The organism is Mesorhizobium sp. M0983, from assembly GCF_040318975.1.
Classification (GTDB): domain Bacteria; phylum Pseudomonadota; class Alphaproteobacteria; order Rhizobiales; family Rhizobiaceae; genus Mesorhizobium.
The window spans coordinates 19,674-36,984 of record NZ_JAMYNH010000009.1 but is presented as its reverse complement, the minus strand read 5'-3'; the positions used below and the strand labels follow the sequence as shown (position 1 = coordinate 36,984).

The following is a 17,311-nucleotide window of genomic DNA, read 5'->3' as shown; positions in this document are numbered from 1 at the left end:
CGGTCTGTCCGAATTAAGGGAAAGCAGATTTTTTGGACGCCTCACGATCGACATATGACCGTCTTCTGAACCGGATTTCGACGCGCGCCGCGCAAGTCGGCGTGATCGGATTGGGGTATGTCGGGCTGCCGCTGGCGGTTGCGATCGCACGCGCCGGCTTCCCGGTTTCCGGCTTCGACGTCGAAGCCCAGAAGGTCGAGAGCCTGAACAACGGCCAATCCTATATCGAGGCGGTGACCTCGACAGCCCTTGCCGGCCAGGTGGCGAGCGGACGGTTCCGCGCCACTGCGGATTTTGCTGAACTGGCCGTCTGCGATGTCATCATCATCTGCGTTCCGACACCGCTGACGAAAAACCGTGAGCCGGACCTCTCCTTTATCAGGAACACGGCAGGCACCATCGCGAAGCATCTGCGTCTCGGCCAGCTGATCGTGCTGGAATCGACCACCTATCCCGGCACCACCGACGACGTGATCAAGCCCATACTGGAAGAAACCGGCTTGCGGTCGAAGATAGATTTCTTCCTCGGCTTCTCGCCCGAACGCGAGGATCCCGGCAACCGAAGCTTTGAAGTCGCGACGATCCCCAAGATCGTGGCAGGCGACGGCATTGAAGCGGCGACACTCGTTCAGGCTTTCTACCAGGGCGTGGTCAAGACCGTTGTTCCGGTTTCCACCACGGCGACCGCCGAGGCGGTCAAGCTGACGGAAAACATCTTCCGCTCGGTCAACATAGCCCTGGTCAACGAGTTGAAGGTCGTGCTCGGTGCGATGGGCATAGACATCTGGGAGGTGATCGAGGCGGCAAAGAGCAAGCCCTTCGGCTACATGCCTTTCTATCCCGGCCCCGGACTTGGCGGCCACTGCGTTCCGATCGATCCCTTCTACCTGACGTGGAAGGCGCGCGAATATGAACTGCCGACCCGCTTCATCGAGCTGGCGGCAGAGATCAACACGGCGATGCCGCGTCATGTGGTCGATGAACTGGCGAAGGCGCTGGACCGGCGCTGCGGCAAGGCGCTCAGCCGCTCGCGCATTCTCATCATCGGGCTCGCCTATAAGAAGAATGTGCCCGACATCCGCGAAAGCCCCTCATTGCGGCTCATTGAACTCATCGAGGAATGGGGCGGCAAGGCGGAATTCCACGATCCGCATGTTACGGAGATCCCGACCACACGGGAGCATATGGCGATCAAGGGGCGTCGCTCGGTCGAATTGACCGAGGCGGCCTTGAAGGATTTCGATGCTGTCGTCGTTGCAACCGACCACGACGCGATTGACTATCAGGCGATCGCGGATCACGCTCTTCTGATCGTCGACACACGCAATGTTTTTGGCCGCCTCGGGCTAACCCGAGAGACGGTGGTGAAGGCCTGACGGCGTCCGAGCCGGCGAATTTGTGGCGGATCAAGGAGATTTCGAGATAGCATGAGCACAGCGCAAGCAGAAATTTCTGCCATTCTCATGGATAAGGTTGCTGATTGGCTGACCCAATCGGCGCTGGCGGGCGACGACCTGGAAACATTGGTAAAGGGCTTTTGTGAACGGCTGGCTGCTGCCGGCCTGCCGTTGAGGCGGGTGCATTTGAGCTTTTCGATGCTTCATCCGCTTTATGACGCGCTTGGCTTCACCTGGCTCCGCGGCCAGGGCTTGGAAGTAGAAGGCTTCCGTCATGACGACGGCGTTCCTTCCGACAGATTCCTGACCAGCCCATACTACCATCTGCTCAGCCACAAACTCGACCATCTGCGGCGCCGGCTCGACCCGTCGGTGCCGTCTGAATTTCCTGTTTTCGATGACCTCAAGCTTATGGGCGTCACCGATTACATGGCTTTCGTCCATCCCTTCAGCGGCAACACCAGTCAGGGCATGATCGGGTCTTGGTCCACCGACAGTGCTGCAGGCTTCAGTGACAACATGATTTCGGCGCTGCTGCGGATCCAGAACCATCTCGCTATCGCAACCAAGATGGCGGTGCTCACCAAGCTCGCCGACAACATGATGACCACTTATCTCGGCGGCGACGCCGGCAGGCGGGTGCTGGACGGCCAGATCAAGCGCGGCGAGGGCGACACAATCCGGGCTGCACTGGTCATGGCCGATATGCGCGGGTCGACAAGGCTTGCCGAAACCTCCGGCCGCGAAATCTATATCGATACGCTGAACCAGTTTTTCGATGCCATTGCTGCACCTTTCAATCGCAGAGGCGGGCAGATCATGAGTTTCCTGGGGGATGGCTTCATTGCTGTCTACCCTTGCGAAAGGCACCGTGCGCAGTCCGAGATCGCCTGCCGGGCTGCCCTTGCGGCAGCGCACAAGGCCACCGCGCGCATGATGGATCTCAATCTGCGCAGAAAGGAGCAGCGGTTGGGCGACATTAAATTCGGCATCGGCCTGCATGTCGGCAATGTGATGTTCGGCAATGTCGGGCTTTCCGACCGGCTCACATTCTCTGTCTTCGGCTCGGCTGTAAACGAGGTCCAGCGCCTTCAGACCCTGACCAAGAAATATTCGCACAGCGTTCTCGCCAGCGAAGATTTCGCCGGCTATTGCAGCGCCAACAACTGGCTGACGCTCGGCAAGGAGGAACTGGCGGGCATCAAGCAGAAGCTGACGGTGCTTTCACCCGATTTGTCGGGTGCTCTTGCACTCGATGAAGACGGTGCGCTGGAGCCGATTTACGACCGAATATCGGACGCCGAGCAGGTCATGCTGCTTCATCGCGATGCCGCGCGGCTGTCGGCGGGCGACCCGAGGAAGCTCCAGTAACCGTCACGATCTGATCCGAACGCCTTTGGTATGCAGTCCGGTCGCCGGTTCCGCCGGGGAACTGGCGACCGTTTCGAATCCAAGTTGCTCTAGGCTGGCAATGCGCTAGTCTCGCTTTCTGGGCCTGCCGACCGGCAGGCCGCCAGAGTGGGGCTGGTGTGAGAATGAATTCGAGCGTTGATCTGCTGCGGATCGAGGATGTTGGCATCTCTTTTGCCATTATAGGGGGACCGTTGCATGCCGTCAGGCGTGCAAATCTTCGCGTCCTGCCCGGCAAGGTTACCGCGCTTGTGGGCGAGTCCGGTTCCGGAAAATCGGTTCTCAGCCAGGCAGTGATGGGCATTTTGCCGAACACAGCCCATGTTCGCGGCCGTATCCTGTTTTCTGATCCTGAAAAGCCCGGCACGACGCAGGATATCCTGCAAATGCCGCGTGACGGACCCGAAATCCGGGCGTTGAGAGGCAGCCGCATCGGCAAAATATTTCAGGAGCCGATGACATCACTGTCGCCGCTGCATACGATCGGCAATCAGGTGAGCGAATCCCTGCAGATTCATACGCCCATGGCTCGGGTGAAGCGCAAGGCGCTGACCGAGGAAATGCTCGGACTTGTCGGCTTTCCCAACCCCAAGCGCGCCTATGACATGTATCCCTTTGAACTTTCGGGAGGATTGCGTCAACGCGCAATGATCGCCATGGCGCTTATCTGCCGGCCCGCCCTGTTGATCGCCGACGAGCCGACGACGGCGTTGGACGTCACCATCCAGGCGCAAATCCTGCAATTGCTGCGCGAGCTTCAGACGAAGCTGAACATGGCGATGCTGCTGATCACGCACGACCTTGGCGTAGTCGCCAATGTAGCCGACGAGGTGGTGGTCATGTACCATGGCGACATCATGGAAGCGGGACCCGTGGAGGCGATATTCCGCCGGCCAGGCCACCCTTACCTGAAGGGCCTGATGGCAGCCGTTCCGCATTTCGACCTAAAGCCTGGCGAAAGGCTACAGGCGCTCCGCGAGGTGCCGGTGAATGTCGAGAACCTGCTCGGCAAGCAGACGGCGCCGGCATCGAAGGGGCCGGACGACCTCCTGCTGTCGGTCAAGGATCTGACAAAGACCTTCACGATCCGCAAGTCCGGATGGTTCGGCGGAGATCATCAAACCTCTGTTCGCGCCGTGGACGGCGTGAGCTTTGATATCAGGCGGGGTGAGTGCCTGGGTCTTGTCGGCGAAAGCGGCTCCGGCAAAACTACCGTCAGCAAGATCCTCATGCGGGCTGTCACCCCTAGCGGCGGCTCTGTGATCTTTAACGGCCGCGATGGTCCGATCGACGTCTTGGAAGCCGAGGGAGACGCGCTGCGCCTGTTGCGCGCGAAAATCCAGATGGTCTTTCAGGACCCGGTTTCGTCGCTTTCACCTCGCATGACGGTGGAGAACATCTTGAGCGAGCCGCTGGAAATCCATCAACGTGGCAATGCCGCGTCCCGACTCGCCACGGTCAAGAGCCTGATGCAGGCAATCGGGCTCGATCCGCGCTTCATAAAGCGTTATCCGCACAGTTTCTCCGGCGGGCAGCGTCAGCGTATCGGCATCGCGCGCGCGTTGGCGCTGGGACCTGAACTCCTGATCTGCGACGAGCCGGTTTCGGCACTCGATGTCTCTGTCCAGGCGCAGATTCTGAACCTTCTGAAGGACCTGCAGAAGGAACTGGGCCTGACCTACCTGTTCATATCCCACAACCTGGCGGTGGTGGACTACATGGCAGACCGCATCGCGGTGATGTGCGGCGGGCGTATCGTCGAGCTCGCGCCGCGCGAAATTCTGCTTAGGAAACCTATCCACCCCTACACGCGCTCACTGGTCGCCGCAGTACCTTTCCCCGATCTCGACAGGCCGATGGATTTCAAGACGCTGAAGCTCAGCGGCGCTTCCGACACCAGCGCATGGGGACCGCAATTCCGCGACGAGGGCGACGAGGATATGCTGTTGCCGCTCGATCTTGGCGGCGGCCACCTCGTGCTGGCCCGACGTTCGGCCGATGTCAGCGAGCTACGCCATTGATCAGCCGGCGCACCGTCCTTGGGCTCATGGCTTCGGCATTTCTGCCGGGCACGTTGCGCGCCGGCGATCTGGAGCCGGAATTTCTTCAGCCGCAGCTGAAGGCCAGGGCGCTGCCGGCACTCGCCGAACGCCTGCCCAAGCGCCCGCGCGCATTGAATCTCGCTGCGATGGGTCGGCAGCCCGGCCAGTATGGCGGCACGCTGCGCACGATCATCGGCAGCCAGAAAGATATCCGGATGATGACGATCTACGGGTACGCTCGCCTGGTCGGCTATGACGAAAAGCTTAACTTGCAAGCCGACATTCTCGAAAGTTTCGATGTAGCGGATGATCGTGTCTTCACTTTCAAGATACGGGAAGGACATAAATGGTCTGACGGTAGCCTGCTGACGCCGGAGGATTTTCGCTATTGCTGGGAAGATGTCTGGCTGAACGATGAGCTTTCGCAAGGCGGGCTCGCCCCGGCCCTGCTGGCGGACGGCAAGCCGCCACGCTTCGAGATCGTCGATCCGTCGACGGTCCGCTATAGTTGGGATGCGCCCAATCCCGACTTCCTGCCCAAGCTCGCTGCTGCTTCGCCGATATCGCTTGTTCTGCCAGCCGCCTATCTCAAGCAGTTCCACAAGAAATACCAGGATCCATTCCGGCTCGCCGGCCTAATGAAGGAGAACCGGGCCCAGAAATGGACGCTCCTGCATATCCGCATGTCGCGGCAGTATCGCCCGGAGAACCCGGAACTGCCGACGCTCGATCCCTGGCAGAACCGGACCAAGCCGCCGGCCGAGCAATTCGTCTTCGAGCGCAACCCGTTCTTTCATCGAATAGACGAGAATGGCCGGCAACTGCCCTATGTTGACCGGATCGTCATGAATGTCAGCTCGTCGGCGATCATCTCCGCCAAGACCGGTGCGGGCGAGAGCGACCTGCAATGCATGGGAATTGACTTCAGCGATTATTCCTTCCTGAAAGACGCGGAGAAGCGCTACCCGGTGAAGATGCATCTCTGGAAACGCACACAGGGTTCGCGGCTGGCGCTGCTGCCCAATCTGAATTGTGCCGACCAGGTGTGGCGTGGCCTTTTTCGTGACGTGCGCGTGCGCCGCGCACTTTCGCTCGCTGTGGACAGGCGCGAGATCAATTTGGCTGTGTTCTACGGATTGGCGCAGGAAAGTGCCGATACGGTCCTGCCGGAAAGCCCGCTCTACCGGCCGGAATTCGCGAAAGCCTGGGTCGCCCATGATCCCGACCAGGCCAATGCCCTGCTCGACGAGGTCGGGCTTCAGGCGCGTGACGATGACGGCCTGCGGATACTTCCCGACGGACGCCCGGCGCAGCTCGTAGTGGAAACGGCCGGCGAAAGCACGCTGGAAACCGACGCGCTCGAGCTCATCACCGATCACTGGCGCAAGATCGGCATCGCCCTGTTCATCCGGACTTCGCAGCGCGACATCTTCCGCAGCCGCGCGCTTGGTGGCCAGATCGTGATGTCGATGTGGTCGGGCATCGACAATGGCGTACCGACCGCCGACATGAACCCGTACCAACTGGCCCCCACCGTCGACGACCAGCTGCAATGGCCGCTCTGGGGTGCTCACTACTTGTCTCATGGCAAGGTCGGTGAAGCGCCCGATCTTCCGCCTGTGGTCGAGTTGATGGCTTTACTCAAGCGCTGGAACGCATCGACCGAAGCCACGGAGCGCGCCGAAATCTGGAATTCAATGCTGTCGATCTATACCGATCAGGTGTTTTCGATCGGCACGGTGAACGGAACGCATCAGCCGATTCTGGCGTCCTCGCGGCTGCGCAATCTGCCTGACAAGGCGCTCTACGGCTACGACCCGACCGCCTATTTCGGTGTCTACATGCCGGATACATTCTGGCTTGGAGAGTCCTGAGCGTGCTTCGATATTTTGTCTGGCGCATCGCCGTGATGGTTCCAACGCTGCTGGTCATATCGGCACTGGTGTTCACGATCATCGAACTTCCACCAGGCGACTATTTCGACAGCTATGTTGCCGAGCTTCGGGCTCAGGGCGAAGCGGTGGATTCCGATCGCATCGAGATGATGCGCAAGGAATATGGTTTCGACCAGCCACCGGTCATTCGCTACTTCTACTGGGTCGGCGGGATGCTGCACGGCGATTTCGGCTATTCCTTCGAATATGAGCTGCCGGTTCGCGACGTCGTCGGGGACCGAATGTGGCTGACCGTGCTGGTTTCCTTCGTCACGATCATCTTTACCTGGCTCATAGCCTTTCCGATCGGCATGTACTCCGCCACGCATCAATACAGCTGGGGCGACTACGGCCTGACTTTGTTCGGCCTTCTCGGCCTTGCCATTCCGAACTTCATGCTGGCGCTGATCCTGATGTATTTCGCCAACATCTGGTTCGGCACGTCCATCGGCCATCTCATGGACCAGCAATATCTCGGCGAGCCGATGAGCTGGGCCAAGGCGAAGTCGATCCTCGCCCATCTCTGGATCCCGGTCTTGATCATCGGCACCGGGGGCACGGCAAGTATGATCCGGCGGCTGCGCGCCAATCTGCTCGATGAGCTACATAAGCAATATGTCGTGACCGCGCGCGCCAAAGGCCTTCATCCCTTCAGGGCGCTGGTCAAATATCCGCTGCGCATGGCGCTCAATTTCTTCATTTCAGACATCGGCTCTATCCTGCCGGCCATCATCTCCGGCGCCGAAATCACGGCGATCGTGCTGTCTTTGGAAACGACCGGGCCGATGCTGATCAAGGCGCTCCAAAGCCAGGACATGTATCTGGCAGGGTCGTTCCTGATGTTCCTCGCCTTCCTGACGGTCATCGGCGTCCTGATTTCCGACCTGGCGCTGGCGCTACTTGATCCGCGAATTCGTTTGCAAGGCGGCAGCACCAAATGAACACGCAATCGCCGCTGCCCGCTCCGGGTGCCCCACTGCAACACTACGTTTCCATCGCGCCCTTTGACCTGCAGTCGGTCGAGGTGATGACGCCGGAGCAGTCGAAGGTCTTTCAGGCGTCGCAGTTGCGGCTGATGTGGTGGAAATTCCGGAAGCACCGGCTTGCCGTCATATCCGGCATATTCCTGGCGGCGCTTTATTTCGGGATACTGATCTGCGAGTTCCTGGCGCCCTACAATCTGCACACGCGCAACATGGACTACATCTATTCACCGCCGCAGCGGGTGCACCTGTTCCACAACGGCCAACTCGTCGGGCCGTTCGTCTATGGCCGTCAGATGACGCTGGATATGGACACGCTCAAGCGGAACTACATCGAGAAACAGGATGATGTTCAGCGGATCCGTTTCTTCTGCAAGGGCGACAGTTACCGGTTCTGGGGCCTGATCGAAGGTGACAGGCATTTTGTCTGTCCTGCCGAAAACGGCCAGCTCTTTCTGGCGGGCACTGACAGGCTGGGGCGCGATGTGCTCTCGCGCATCATCTATGGTGCACGCATTTCACTGACAATCGGCCTCGTCGGCATCAGTTTCAGCTTCCTGCTCGGCATTGTCATCGGCGGACTGGCCGGCTATCACGGCGGTATCTTCGACCTGATCGTTCAACGGATAATCGAAGTTCTGCAATCGATCCCCAGCATTCCGCTATGGCTGGCACTGGCGGCGATCATGCCGATAACCTGGAGTCCGATCCTGATCTATTTCGGCATCACCGTCATCCTCGGGCTGCTCGACTGGACCGGACTGGCGCGGGCCGTGCGTTCAAAGCTTCTAGCCTTGCGCGAGGAGGATTACGTTCTGGCCGCGCAATTGATGGGCGCCAGAAGCAGCCGCATCATCGGGCGGCATCTCATTCCCGGCTTCATGTCGCATCTGATCGCGACGGCGACGATCTCCATACCCGGCATGATCCTGGGCGAGACGGCGCTGAGCTTCCTCGGGCTCGGCCTGAGGGCGCCGATAACCAGCTGGGGCATCCTGCTCACCGAGGCGCGCAGCGTCAGCGTCATCGCGTTCTATCCATGGCTGCTTTTGCCGATGCTCCCCGTCATTCTCGTCATCTTGGCGTTCAACTTCCTCGGCGACGGCTTGCGGGACGCCGCAGACCCCTACAAGTGAGATCGCTATTCCGCCGCGCGCCGTGCCGCCGACTCAACCCGGTATGGTCCTTGTCAGCGGCCTGTTCGCTTGTTGCAATGTTCATCGTTCGCCTCGGCAAGACTCGATCTGGGTTTAACACGTCGGCGTCGGGTTTCAGCCGCGAAACGCTCTGGTCGGGGGCAGTTGATTTCGTGGACTGGTTCAGGACATACAATCGCACATGAGTCGCCTCGACAGTTTCATCCGGAGGATGACCGCACAGCGCGACATACTCGATCATGTCTGCGCCGAGGTGGCGAAAATGGAGGGGCCTGTGCTCGAGCTCGGCCTCGGCAATGGCCGGACGTTCCACCATCTGCGCGAGCGCCTGCCCGGACGCCGGATCGTAGCGTTCGACCGCGCACTTGCCGCACACGCCAGCTCAATTCCCGAAGCGGAAAATCTCGTGCTCGGCGAAATACGCGAGACCGCGAGCAGGTTCATTGGCATCGACGCCGCTCTTGTTCATGCCGACATCGGCACTGGCTATGAAGATCGCGATGCAGTGACCCTTACCTGGCTTCCCGATCTGACCGCGCGCCTGCTTCGCGTCGGCGGCATCGCGGTCAGCGGCATGCCGTTAGATCATCCGCAGTTGCAACGCCTCCCGCCGCCGCCTTCGGTGCCCGCCGATCGTTATTTTATCTGTAGGCGCGTGTGAGGGGCCGAGACGATCCAAATCTTCAGGGGCCAAGCCTTCAGGGGATCGTATATACTGCTATCTCCCGCTCAATGCCGCGCAGCGAGACCTCGTGGGGCACGGGCGTCAGCGCCTTCCTGTGCAACAGATCGGCGGTGAGATTGTCGTCGACCACCGCCCGAGTGGCGAAGATCGCCTGTGCGTTGGCAAGGTTCTGGACCCGCGAAGCAATGTTGACCGTCTGGCCGAAATAGTCCTGTCGGTCGTTCATAGACACAGCAATGCAGGGGCCGGCGTGGACTCCGATCTTGAGCAGCAGATCCTCGCGCCCGCTCTTGTCGTTGAGCGTACGCATGGCATCGCGCATCCTGAGGGCGGCAGCAATCGCACGATCAGGCGTCACGAAGGTCGCCATCACCGCATCACCGATCGTCTTCACTACCGCGCCTGCCTCCGCTGCGACGATCTCGTGCAGAACCTGGAAATGCACGCGCACGAGATCGAAGGCTGAAAGGTCGCCCACCCGCTCGTAAAGCTCGGTCGATCCGCGCAGGTCGGTGAACAGGAACGTCAGGCTGGTGATCTTCAGGCGCTGGTTAATGTCGAGTGTATCCGTGCGATAGAGATCGCGGAATGTCTGGTTGGTGAGCAGGCGCTTGGCGGTCAGGAAGGGCCGGCGTTTTCCCAGGAAATCATGCAATGCCTGGCCGGCTATGAAGACCGTCGGCAGCACGCGGGTGTCGGTCCTGTTTTCCAGCGAAATGCGCAACGGGCCGGGTTGCATCTCCAGCGTCTGGTTCTGGACATGGTCGCGGTCGAAGGCCAAAGAGAGGCTCCGGCGCTCCTTTGTTGGTTCGCCCTTCCCGTCGATGAACTGCGCTGAATGGGTGACCGGCTCGAAGACGATGATGAATTCGGACGGAAGCTGTATGGGCAGAACCGCCTTTTCACCGGGCGCAAGCTCGATATCCTCCAGCGAGAACGCTTCCATCTTTTCCGCGAAATCCTCTTCCGGCAGATCGACGCCGGACGCCCAGTAGATCTGGCGGAAATATTCCGCCACCGGCAATTCGTGTGGATTGTGGGCGGCAATCCTGCGCACGCGGGGACTGACGGTGAATGTCACCTCGACCATCTCGTCGAGGGTGGGCGAATAGCCCTCGGAGCACAGCGCGCAGGTGTATTCGTCCTTCTGCAGGGTTTTCAGCGTGGCGTTGGTGTCGAGCACGCCGCCACAGCCGGGGCACAGAACATTCCAGGAAATGTCGAAGATGCCCACCCGCGCCGCATGGAGAAAGGCGCTTATGGCGCGCTCCTCGTCGAGGCCATGCTTGCTGGCGAAGGCTGGCGCATTGATGCGGCAAAGTTCGCGGTCCTCGCCCTCCGCGATGGTTCGCTTGATCGCGTCGATCGCCTGTGGATCGACATCGGCCGATTGTCGCAGAAGCGAGAACAGATCCTGAGCTTCGTTCATCGTGCAGGTTCCGGAAAATGCGCCCCGAGGCGGGTTGACCGGACCGGTCTTTGGTCCGAGTGCTCCATCTTACTTCGAAACAGATCGTACGGCCATTCGAATGGATAAGCCTGGTGACCGTCCAATTTCCATTCGGCGGATTTTCACCGGCCGCAAGCAGCACTATGATGGTCCATGGAGCATTCATCTTTGGGATTTTCTCCCATGCCGACATCCAACAACCCGCCATTTCCCGCGGCCCTGCGCCTTTTCTCTGCGGTGGTCATCATCGTCCTGATCGTAGGCGCCGGCCTGTTTTTCGTGCCTGTTCTGGTCAAACCGGGCTGGCCTTGGGCCGTCACGCCGTTCAATGCGCGCTTCCTCGGTGGCTTCTACACCGCCGAAATGGTCGTGATGGCGGCGCTGCTGGTCTGGAATCGCTGGTCGCCCGGCAGGCTCGTGCTCGTCATGGCCTTCATCTTCACCGTCATCGTGTCGGTGGCTTCGTTCATCAATCTCGGTTATTTCAACTTCGAGCGCAAAGCGCCCTGGCTGTGGTTTTTGGTCTATCTTGCTTCGGTCGCGGTATCCGGGCTGTTCCTGTGGCGGGCCAGGGCCCGTCCTTCTGCAAAAGGCGTGACCTTAAATCCCGCATGGCGCGGCTACATGCCGGCGGAATCCGCGATCCTTGGGCTCTATGGCGTCGGCCTGTTGCTGTTTCCCCTGACATTCAGTGGCATCTGGCCATGGCCGATCGATGCCTTCCACGCTCAGGTCTACAGCGCCGTCTTCCTCGCCGGTGCGGGCGGTATATATCTGGTCTGGAGAAGCGCGCCGCGCGAGGAACTGCTGGTGCTCGGCTTGGCGCAGTTTCTGGTTGGCCTGCTTGCCATCCTCGGCGTCGCCATCACCGACGCTGCGGTGCACCGGATCGACTGGACAGCGACCGGGACATTGTGCTGGCTCGTCCTTTTCGGCTGGATCGGCATCAGCGGCGTCTTCAAACTCTACGCCGCCTCCCGGTATTTTAGCTCGCAATCGGCATCATAGGTTGCAGAGACGGCTGGATTTTCAGGTGACGTCCGGTGCATCGTACCGGGCCGATTGCCTTCGCCGGGAACGCCATGACCAGCACGACCTCGCCACCCTCCGAGAAAATCCAGCCGCAGCTCCGGTCCGTCCGGCCAAGCGATGCGGAGGCGCTTTGCGCTATCTTCAACATGCCGGGCTTCCGCTGGGGCACGCTCAGGATGCCTTTCGAGATGGTGGAGCAGGTGGCGCGGCGTATCGCCAAGTCCGGCCAGGAAACCACCTGGATCGTTGCCGAGCTGGACGGCAAGGTCGTCGGCCATGGCAGCCTGGTCGTGCAGGGTTCGCCGCGCCGTTCGCATATCGGCGAGATCAATATCGGCCTTGACGATGCCTTTGTCGGCAAAGGTATCGGCTCCGCCATACTTGGCGCGCTGCTTGACGTAGCCGACAACTGGCGCGCCCTGAAGCGGGTCGAATTGACCGTCTATGCCGACAACGAACCCGCCCTCCGTCTCTACAAAAGCCACGGCTTTGAGGTCGAAGGCCGGCATGTGAAGGCCGGCTTTACCGACGGGCAGTACCACGACCTCCTGAGCATGGCCCGCCTGCGGTTTTAAGATCCGCTGGTTTGGCCTTAACTGTTTAGCCAACCTAACAATTCGTGCCGAGTCGGCGAACAGGCGGTTGCTTATGGAGAACTCCGTAGGAGACGGTCATTTCGGCTCACACCATCTTGATCGAGTTGACGATCTATGTGTGGGCCGGCCGCATCCAGCAAGTCTGGTCTCCCTTGGCGTTTGCACCGCAAGCGGCTAGACGGGACCAATGACCGCCGTCCTTGACCCAACGCCTACGCCTCCGGTGGAAATTCTGGCTGTGCTGTCGCTGCTCTGCCCGGAGGTCGTGCGCGACATCGAGCAGAACTGGAATGCACCGGTTTCCGATTACGCCCGCCATCTGTGGCGGCCGGTGGCAAGGCCTGCATCGGCCCCGGCGATCGCTGCCCGATCGATCCTGCGCGAAGTCTTGCATCAGCGCCTTGGTGTGATGATGCAGCCTGACGAGATCGGCAAGACCCTCGACGAGTTCGAGTACAGACCGGTGATTCAGTCCGGCCTGCACTGCCTGCTTCTGATGGACCGGATCACCTTCGATGCCCTCCTGCTTGCCTGGCTCGGCGCGGTCGAAAACGGGCTGTCGGCCTTCTTCGGCTTCATGGGAACGACGATGACCATGGAGACAATTGGCCGGGAGGGGCCGGGATGGCTCGATGTCGGCGACGACAAGGTCAACCTGTTTGGCATCGGGCGCCACAAACTGTGCCGCAAAAGCGCCTGCGTGGCCGGTCCCGTTTCCCTCAACAAGCGCGCGCTTGAGGCGGTGGGCGATGAAACGGATGCCAGCCGCTGGCTGGGCACACTGCTTGCCAGCCAGGACAAGGTGTTTGGAACCGCCGCCGATGCGCTGACAGCCCTCAACGAGGATCTGGTCGCCAATTGGGATCGTGCCGGCATGGCCCTGCCGGTTTTCATCGATGATCGGCTCGCCGCGGCTGCCATGGCACGGCATCTAGAACATGACGGCAGCCTTCTTTCCAGGCTGCTCATTGAACCCGCAAGACGCCAGCGTCTCGAACATGCCTTGCAAGAGGCCGCATCGAGCCCGTTTGGCAGATTCCTGCCCAATGCCACGGACTATTTCTGGGGCATCCGCGAGGAGCGCGTGCGCAAGCTCGTCCTCGAGAACGGGCACCTGATCGAGCCTGACAGGCCGCATGGTCTTTTAATCCCGTTCGAGCGGCTGCATCTCAAGCAGGGGCTGCTGGACGGCGTGCTGCTGCCGAACTTGTTCCTGACGTTCCTCGTCCTTGCCATATTGCCGCGCGTGCGGGTCGTGGGCGGCCTGAGACAGATTGGCTATGTAGCGCTTTTCCACTCGATCCTTCTGGCCGTGCTAGACGAAAACGCGCCGGAAGAGCGCGATCTGGCCGCTGAGCTGCAGGTTCGGGAAAATGCCTGGGGCATGCGGGTCATCGATGAAAAGATCTCGGTCCGGGAGCAGCTTGCCGGCCTGCCGGAAGGGGCGCTCTTCCCGGACCTGCTCCGACAATACCGTTTGCGGACATTTGCCGAGACGACCGACGACCTGAAACTGGTTCGCGAAAACACCCGATGGCGCAAGATCGGCCGGGCAGAGATCAAGCCGACCTGAGCCTCACTTCAAGCCTTATTTCAGGTTGATTTTCTGGTGAGCAACCGCAAGCGACGGCGACTATCGGTGAGCCTCTGGCGTCTGGTCCGGCCGCTTTCCTTGACGCTGATGCGTTTTGGGATTTCGACGACGGCTTCCGCCTCGACAGTCATATGGCTTGCCTGAGAGCCGTCTGCAGTTCAAGGCCTGACCTGACATGGCCTCACCTGTCATTGCACGACACCGGCCTTGCGGAACCCGTCCACAGCGAGTTCGAAATCGGCAATGACTGCTCTATCATGCTTTCGGACGTTCGACACTGTCACGCCGAGCGGCCGCTCTGGGTCAAACTTTGCCGTTTAAGGCGGCGCCCCGGAACGGGCAACTTGCGCCATATCCGGACCTTGCCAGTGATGCCGTGAATGTTAAGTCTCGGCTCCGATGCGGACGTTCCGCCCGAGTTCAAAGACTGACCGCGACCGTTCTGTGGCCTTCGCATCGACAGCGCCAATAAGCTGCGTCCCACATCCTACTCCTTGCGTCCATGGAAGGGTCGTTGTGAACCAAGCCCTACTGCCCGGGCTTGTGGGAAAGCCGATCCAGCGCGTCTCGAAGCGCAGTGGCGGCATCGTCACGCTCGTCAGCGGACATCAGCTCCGGTTCAAGTTCCAGCCTGAAGTGCGGCAGCTCGGTTCGAACGGCGTGACAAGCGCCGGCTAGATTGGCCTTCAGATCGATGACGCGGTAGGTGGCGACGGGATAGGCGATCCCCTTGACCTGGACATGCCCCATCTCCTCACAGTCGATCGTGTTCTTCACTTGCGCAAACGTCTCGTAGGAAATGAGGACGGTCCCCGGTGGCGCCTCCTGTTCCAGGCGCGAGGCGAGATTCACGGCGCCGCCGATTATCGTGTAATCCATCCGGTCCTCGCTGCCGAAGTTACCGACAGTGCAGTAGTCGGTATGGATGCCGATGCGGCAGCGCAGCGGTGTCTCAATTCCAATGTCACGCCAGATTTCGGCAAGTTCGCTCATCCGCTTTTGCATGGTGAGAGCCATCTGCACACACGCCAGCGCGTCCTCCTTGACGCCGCGCGTCTCAGGGTCGCCGAAAAACATCAGGATCGCGTCGCCGACATATTTGTCGATCGTCGCGCCGTGATCCGAAGCAATTTTCGACATTTCCGTCAGATAGTGATTGAGGAGCTGGGTGAGATCCTCGGATTCCATTTTGTCAGTGGTCTCGGTAAAGCCGGCGATATCGGAGAAGCATATTGTCAGTTTCTTCCGCTGGCTGGCGATTCTAACGTCTTGGCGGCCGGCGAATATCGAGCTGTACACTTGCGGCGCCAGGTATTTGGCCAGCTTGTTGGAAAGCGCCTCGAGAGCCGTGGATTTCTCTGCGAGGTTCTCCTCTCGTTGCTTCAGCTCAGTGATGTCCGAATAGACCGCGACCGTGCCGCCGGCGGTGATCCGCCGCTCGCTTATCATGATCCATCGCCCGTCGCCTCGCCGCTGCACCCACGGTTCGCCTGGGTTGCGGTGCCGGGAGAGCCGCTCGGCGACCCATTCCTCGAGCCGCCCCTCGGCATCCTTGATGTAGCCGCGCTCAGCGGATCGGCGAATAATGTGCTCGAATGTCGTGCCGGGCATCAGTTCGATCGCAAGGTCGCTGTAGAGCAGTTCGCGGTAGCGGCTATTGCTGAGGACAAGCCGGTCCTCCCCGTCGTACAGCGCGAATCCCTCGGAGATACTCTCGATCGCATCGATGAGCCGTTGGCGCGCCTCAGCGACATCGCGCAGGTTCTTTTCCTCGACCTCGACTGCGGTGTCCCGGAAGAGCCTAAGCGCTTCGGCCATCCGGCCGATCTCGTCGCGGCCCGCGGCAGGCAGCGGCGCACGAAGATCGCCGCCGGCGATTGCGAACATGCTTTGGCTCACCTCTCCCAGACGGGCGAGAAGGCTACGGTCGACATAGAGCCAGACAACCAGAACGGAACTCAAGAGGGTGAGAAAGGCGGAGCCAAGGACAACTCCGGTACCGTAGCGCTGGACCGTCGCGGCTTCGAGACCGGACGCGGTGATCTCGCGGTCTGCCGCGGCGACCAGGCGATCGACGGCAGCGGTGAGACTGCGCGACAGCCGATTGTTTTCGGCCAGAAGCTTTTCGCCCTCTGCGAGCACTGCTAGCTCGTCCTTGCGCGCCTTCGGGATGCTGTTCCCGCCGTCGATCAATGCCTTGAACTCGCCGACCCGCTGTTGGAAACGGGTTCGCAGCCTCTCGTCGATCTCGGTGGAAACCGTGTCGAGAACGGCGAGCGACCGGCGCAGCGGAAACAGGATCAACGTCAGATCGTCTGGCGTTGGCGCGTCCGTCGTCTTGACCAGCACGTCATTGACCGCCGATATCTCCTGCTGCGCTTTCTGCTGCGGAATGTAGGCCGCAATTGCCTGGACCAGGTCGGCCGCCGCCGCCGCACCGCGATCCGGCGCGAGCGACGTGTCGGCTGTAACCGCCTGCCATTGCTGGAGCTTGGAATTCATCACGAGGATACCGGGCGCCACAAGACGCTGGCTTGCATTTGTCGTAGCCGACAAGCGGCGTAACAGTTCTTCTTTGCGCGCCACCACTGTGAGGCGGGCGACAACAAGGTCGTCGAGGGCGTTGAGGTTGCGCCGCAGACCAAGAACTGCAGCCTCGATCTCAGCCACCACCGCCGTGCTAAGCGTGGCACCTTTGAGTGCGGCAAGCAGTTCCTCGAGGCGCGTCATCTCGACCCCGACCGCGGCGGAAACCTCGCCGTGCTGAGCTTTGCTGGTCGAAGTAAGTACGGCGGGCGCAGAGGCGGCTACCCGCTCTGCCTGGCGCGACAGCTGGAGGGACGCGAGCGCCAACGGTACCCGATCCTTGGTGATGCGGTCGACGACCTCTCCTACCTGGAGGAAGGCATAGAGAGCGGCCGCTGTCGCGAGTACGGCGAAGGTGCTGATGCCGAAAAAAGCGAGCAACAGACGGCCACGTATGCCGAAGCGTTCAAGCATAACGGCGACACATAGCTCTGAACGGTCCAGC

The 17,311-nt window shown here is 60.6% G+C and carries 12 protein-coding genes; 10 read left to right on the top strand and 2 right to left on the bottom strand.

What is annotated here, in order from left to right; translation table 11 throughout:
- Positions 1 to 32 precede the first annotated feature (32 nt).
- The 7 genes from NKH71_RS17825 (at position 33) to NKH71_RS17795 (ending at position 9,584) form a co-directional block, all read left to right on the top strand.
- Complete coding sequence (locus NKH71_RS17825) at positions 33 to 1,376, top strand: nucleotide sugar dehydrogenase (protein ID WP_352895216.1); 1,344 nt, start codon at positions 33 to 35, stop codon at positions 1,374 to 1,376.
- 51 nt (positions 1,377 to 1,427) lie between these two features.
- The gene (locus NKH71_RS17820) at positions 1,428 to 2,768 is read left to right on the top strand and encodes an adenylate/guanylate cyclase domain-containing protein (protein WP_023716526.1); all 1,341 of its coding nucleotides are present in this window, start codon (positions 1,428 to 1,430) and stop codon (positions 2,766 to 2,768) included.
- 164 nt (positions 2,769 to 2,932) lie between these two features.
- Positions 2,933 to 4,828 carry an ABC transporter ATP-binding protein gene (locus NKH71_RS17815; protein ID WP_352482319.1) on the top strand — a complete coding sequence of 632 codons (1,896 nt, stop codon included), beginning with the start codon at positions 2,933 to 2,935 and terminating at the stop codon, positions 4,826 to 4,828.
- Positions 4,825 to 6,723 carry an ABC transporter substrate-binding protein gene (locus NKH71_RS17810; RefSeq protein WP_023716524.1) on the top strand — a complete coding sequence of 633 codons (1,899 nt, stop codon included), beginning with the start codon at positions 4,825 to 4,827 and terminating at the stop codon, positions 6,721 to 6,723. Before NKH71_RS17815 ends, NKH71_RS17810 begins: the two co-directional genes overlap by 4 nt.
- Positions 6,724 to 6,725: 2 nt before the next feature.
- Positions 6,726 to 7,724 (top strand): ABC transporter permease, encoded by a 999-nt coding sequence (locus tag NKH71_RS17805; RefSeq protein WP_023716523.1) that lies wholly within the window; start codon positions 6,726 to 6,728, stop codon positions 7,722 to 7,724.
- Positions 7,721 to 8,902, top strand: coding sequence for an ABC transporter permease (locus NKH71_RS17800; RefSeq protein WP_352482321.1), 1,182 nt, complete (start codon positions 7,721 to 7,723; stop codon positions 8,900 to 8,902). Before NKH71_RS17805 ends, NKH71_RS17800 begins: the two co-directional genes overlap by 4 nt.
- 202 nt (positions 8,903 to 9,104) lie before the next feature.
- Positions 9,105 to 9,584 carry a class I SAM-dependent methyltransferase gene (locus tag NKH71_RS17795; protein ID WP_352493870.1) on the top strand — a complete coding sequence of 160 codons (480 nt, stop codon included), beginning with the start codon at positions 9,105 to 9,107 and terminating at the stop codon, positions 9,582 to 9,584.
- Between the two features lie 37 nt (positions 9,585 to 9,621).
- On the opposite strand, the gene NKH71_RS17790 is transcribed toward NKH71_RS17795, so the two are convergent.
- Positions 9,622 to 11,037 carry an adenylate/guanylate cyclase domain-containing protein gene (locus NKH71_RS17790; protein WP_352493869.1) on the bottom strand — a complete coding sequence of 472 codons (1,416 nt, stop codon included), beginning with the start codon at positions 11,035 to 11,037 and terminating at the stop codon, positions 9,622 to 9,624.
- Positions 11,038 to 11,241: 204 nt separating this feature from the next.
- On the opposite strand from NKH71_RS17790, the gene NKH71_RS17785 reads away from it, so the two are divergent.
- The 3 genes from NKH71_RS17785 to NKH71_RS17775 all read left to right on the top strand — a co-directional run bounded on the left by NKH71_RS17785 (position 11,242) and on the right by NKH71_RS17775 (position 14,259).
- Complete coding sequence (locus NKH71_RS17785) at positions 11,242 to 12,066, top strand: hypothetical protein (RefSeq protein WP_352547379.1); 825 nt, start codon at positions 11,242 to 11,244, stop codon at positions 12,064 to 12,066.
- Between the two features lie 74 nt (positions 12,067 to 12,140).
- The gene (locus NKH71_RS17780; protein WP_023716519.1) at positions 12,141 to 12,665 is read left to right on the top strand and encodes a GNAT family N-acetyltransferase; all 525 of its coding nucleotides are present in this window, start codon (positions 12,141 to 12,143) and stop codon (positions 12,663 to 12,665) included.
- A gap of 208 nt (positions 12,666 to 12,873) precedes the next feature.
- Positions 12,874 to 14,259 carry a hypothetical protein gene (locus NKH71_RS17775; RefSeq protein WP_352895215.1) on the top strand — a complete coding sequence of 462 codons (1,386 nt, stop codon included), beginning with the start codon at positions 12,874 to 12,876 and terminating at the stop codon, positions 14,257 to 14,259.
- A 549-nt stretch (positions 14,260 to 14,808) separates the two neighbouring features.
- On the opposite strand, the gene NKH71_RS17770 is transcribed toward NKH71_RS17775, so the two are convergent.
- Complete coding sequence (locus NKH71_RS17770) at positions 14,809 to 17,280, bottom strand: adenylate/guanylate cyclase domain-containing protein (protein WP_352590478.1); 2,472 nt, start codon at positions 17,278 to 17,280, stop codon at positions 14,809 to 14,811.
- Positions 17,281 to 17,311 lie beyond the last annotated feature (31 nt).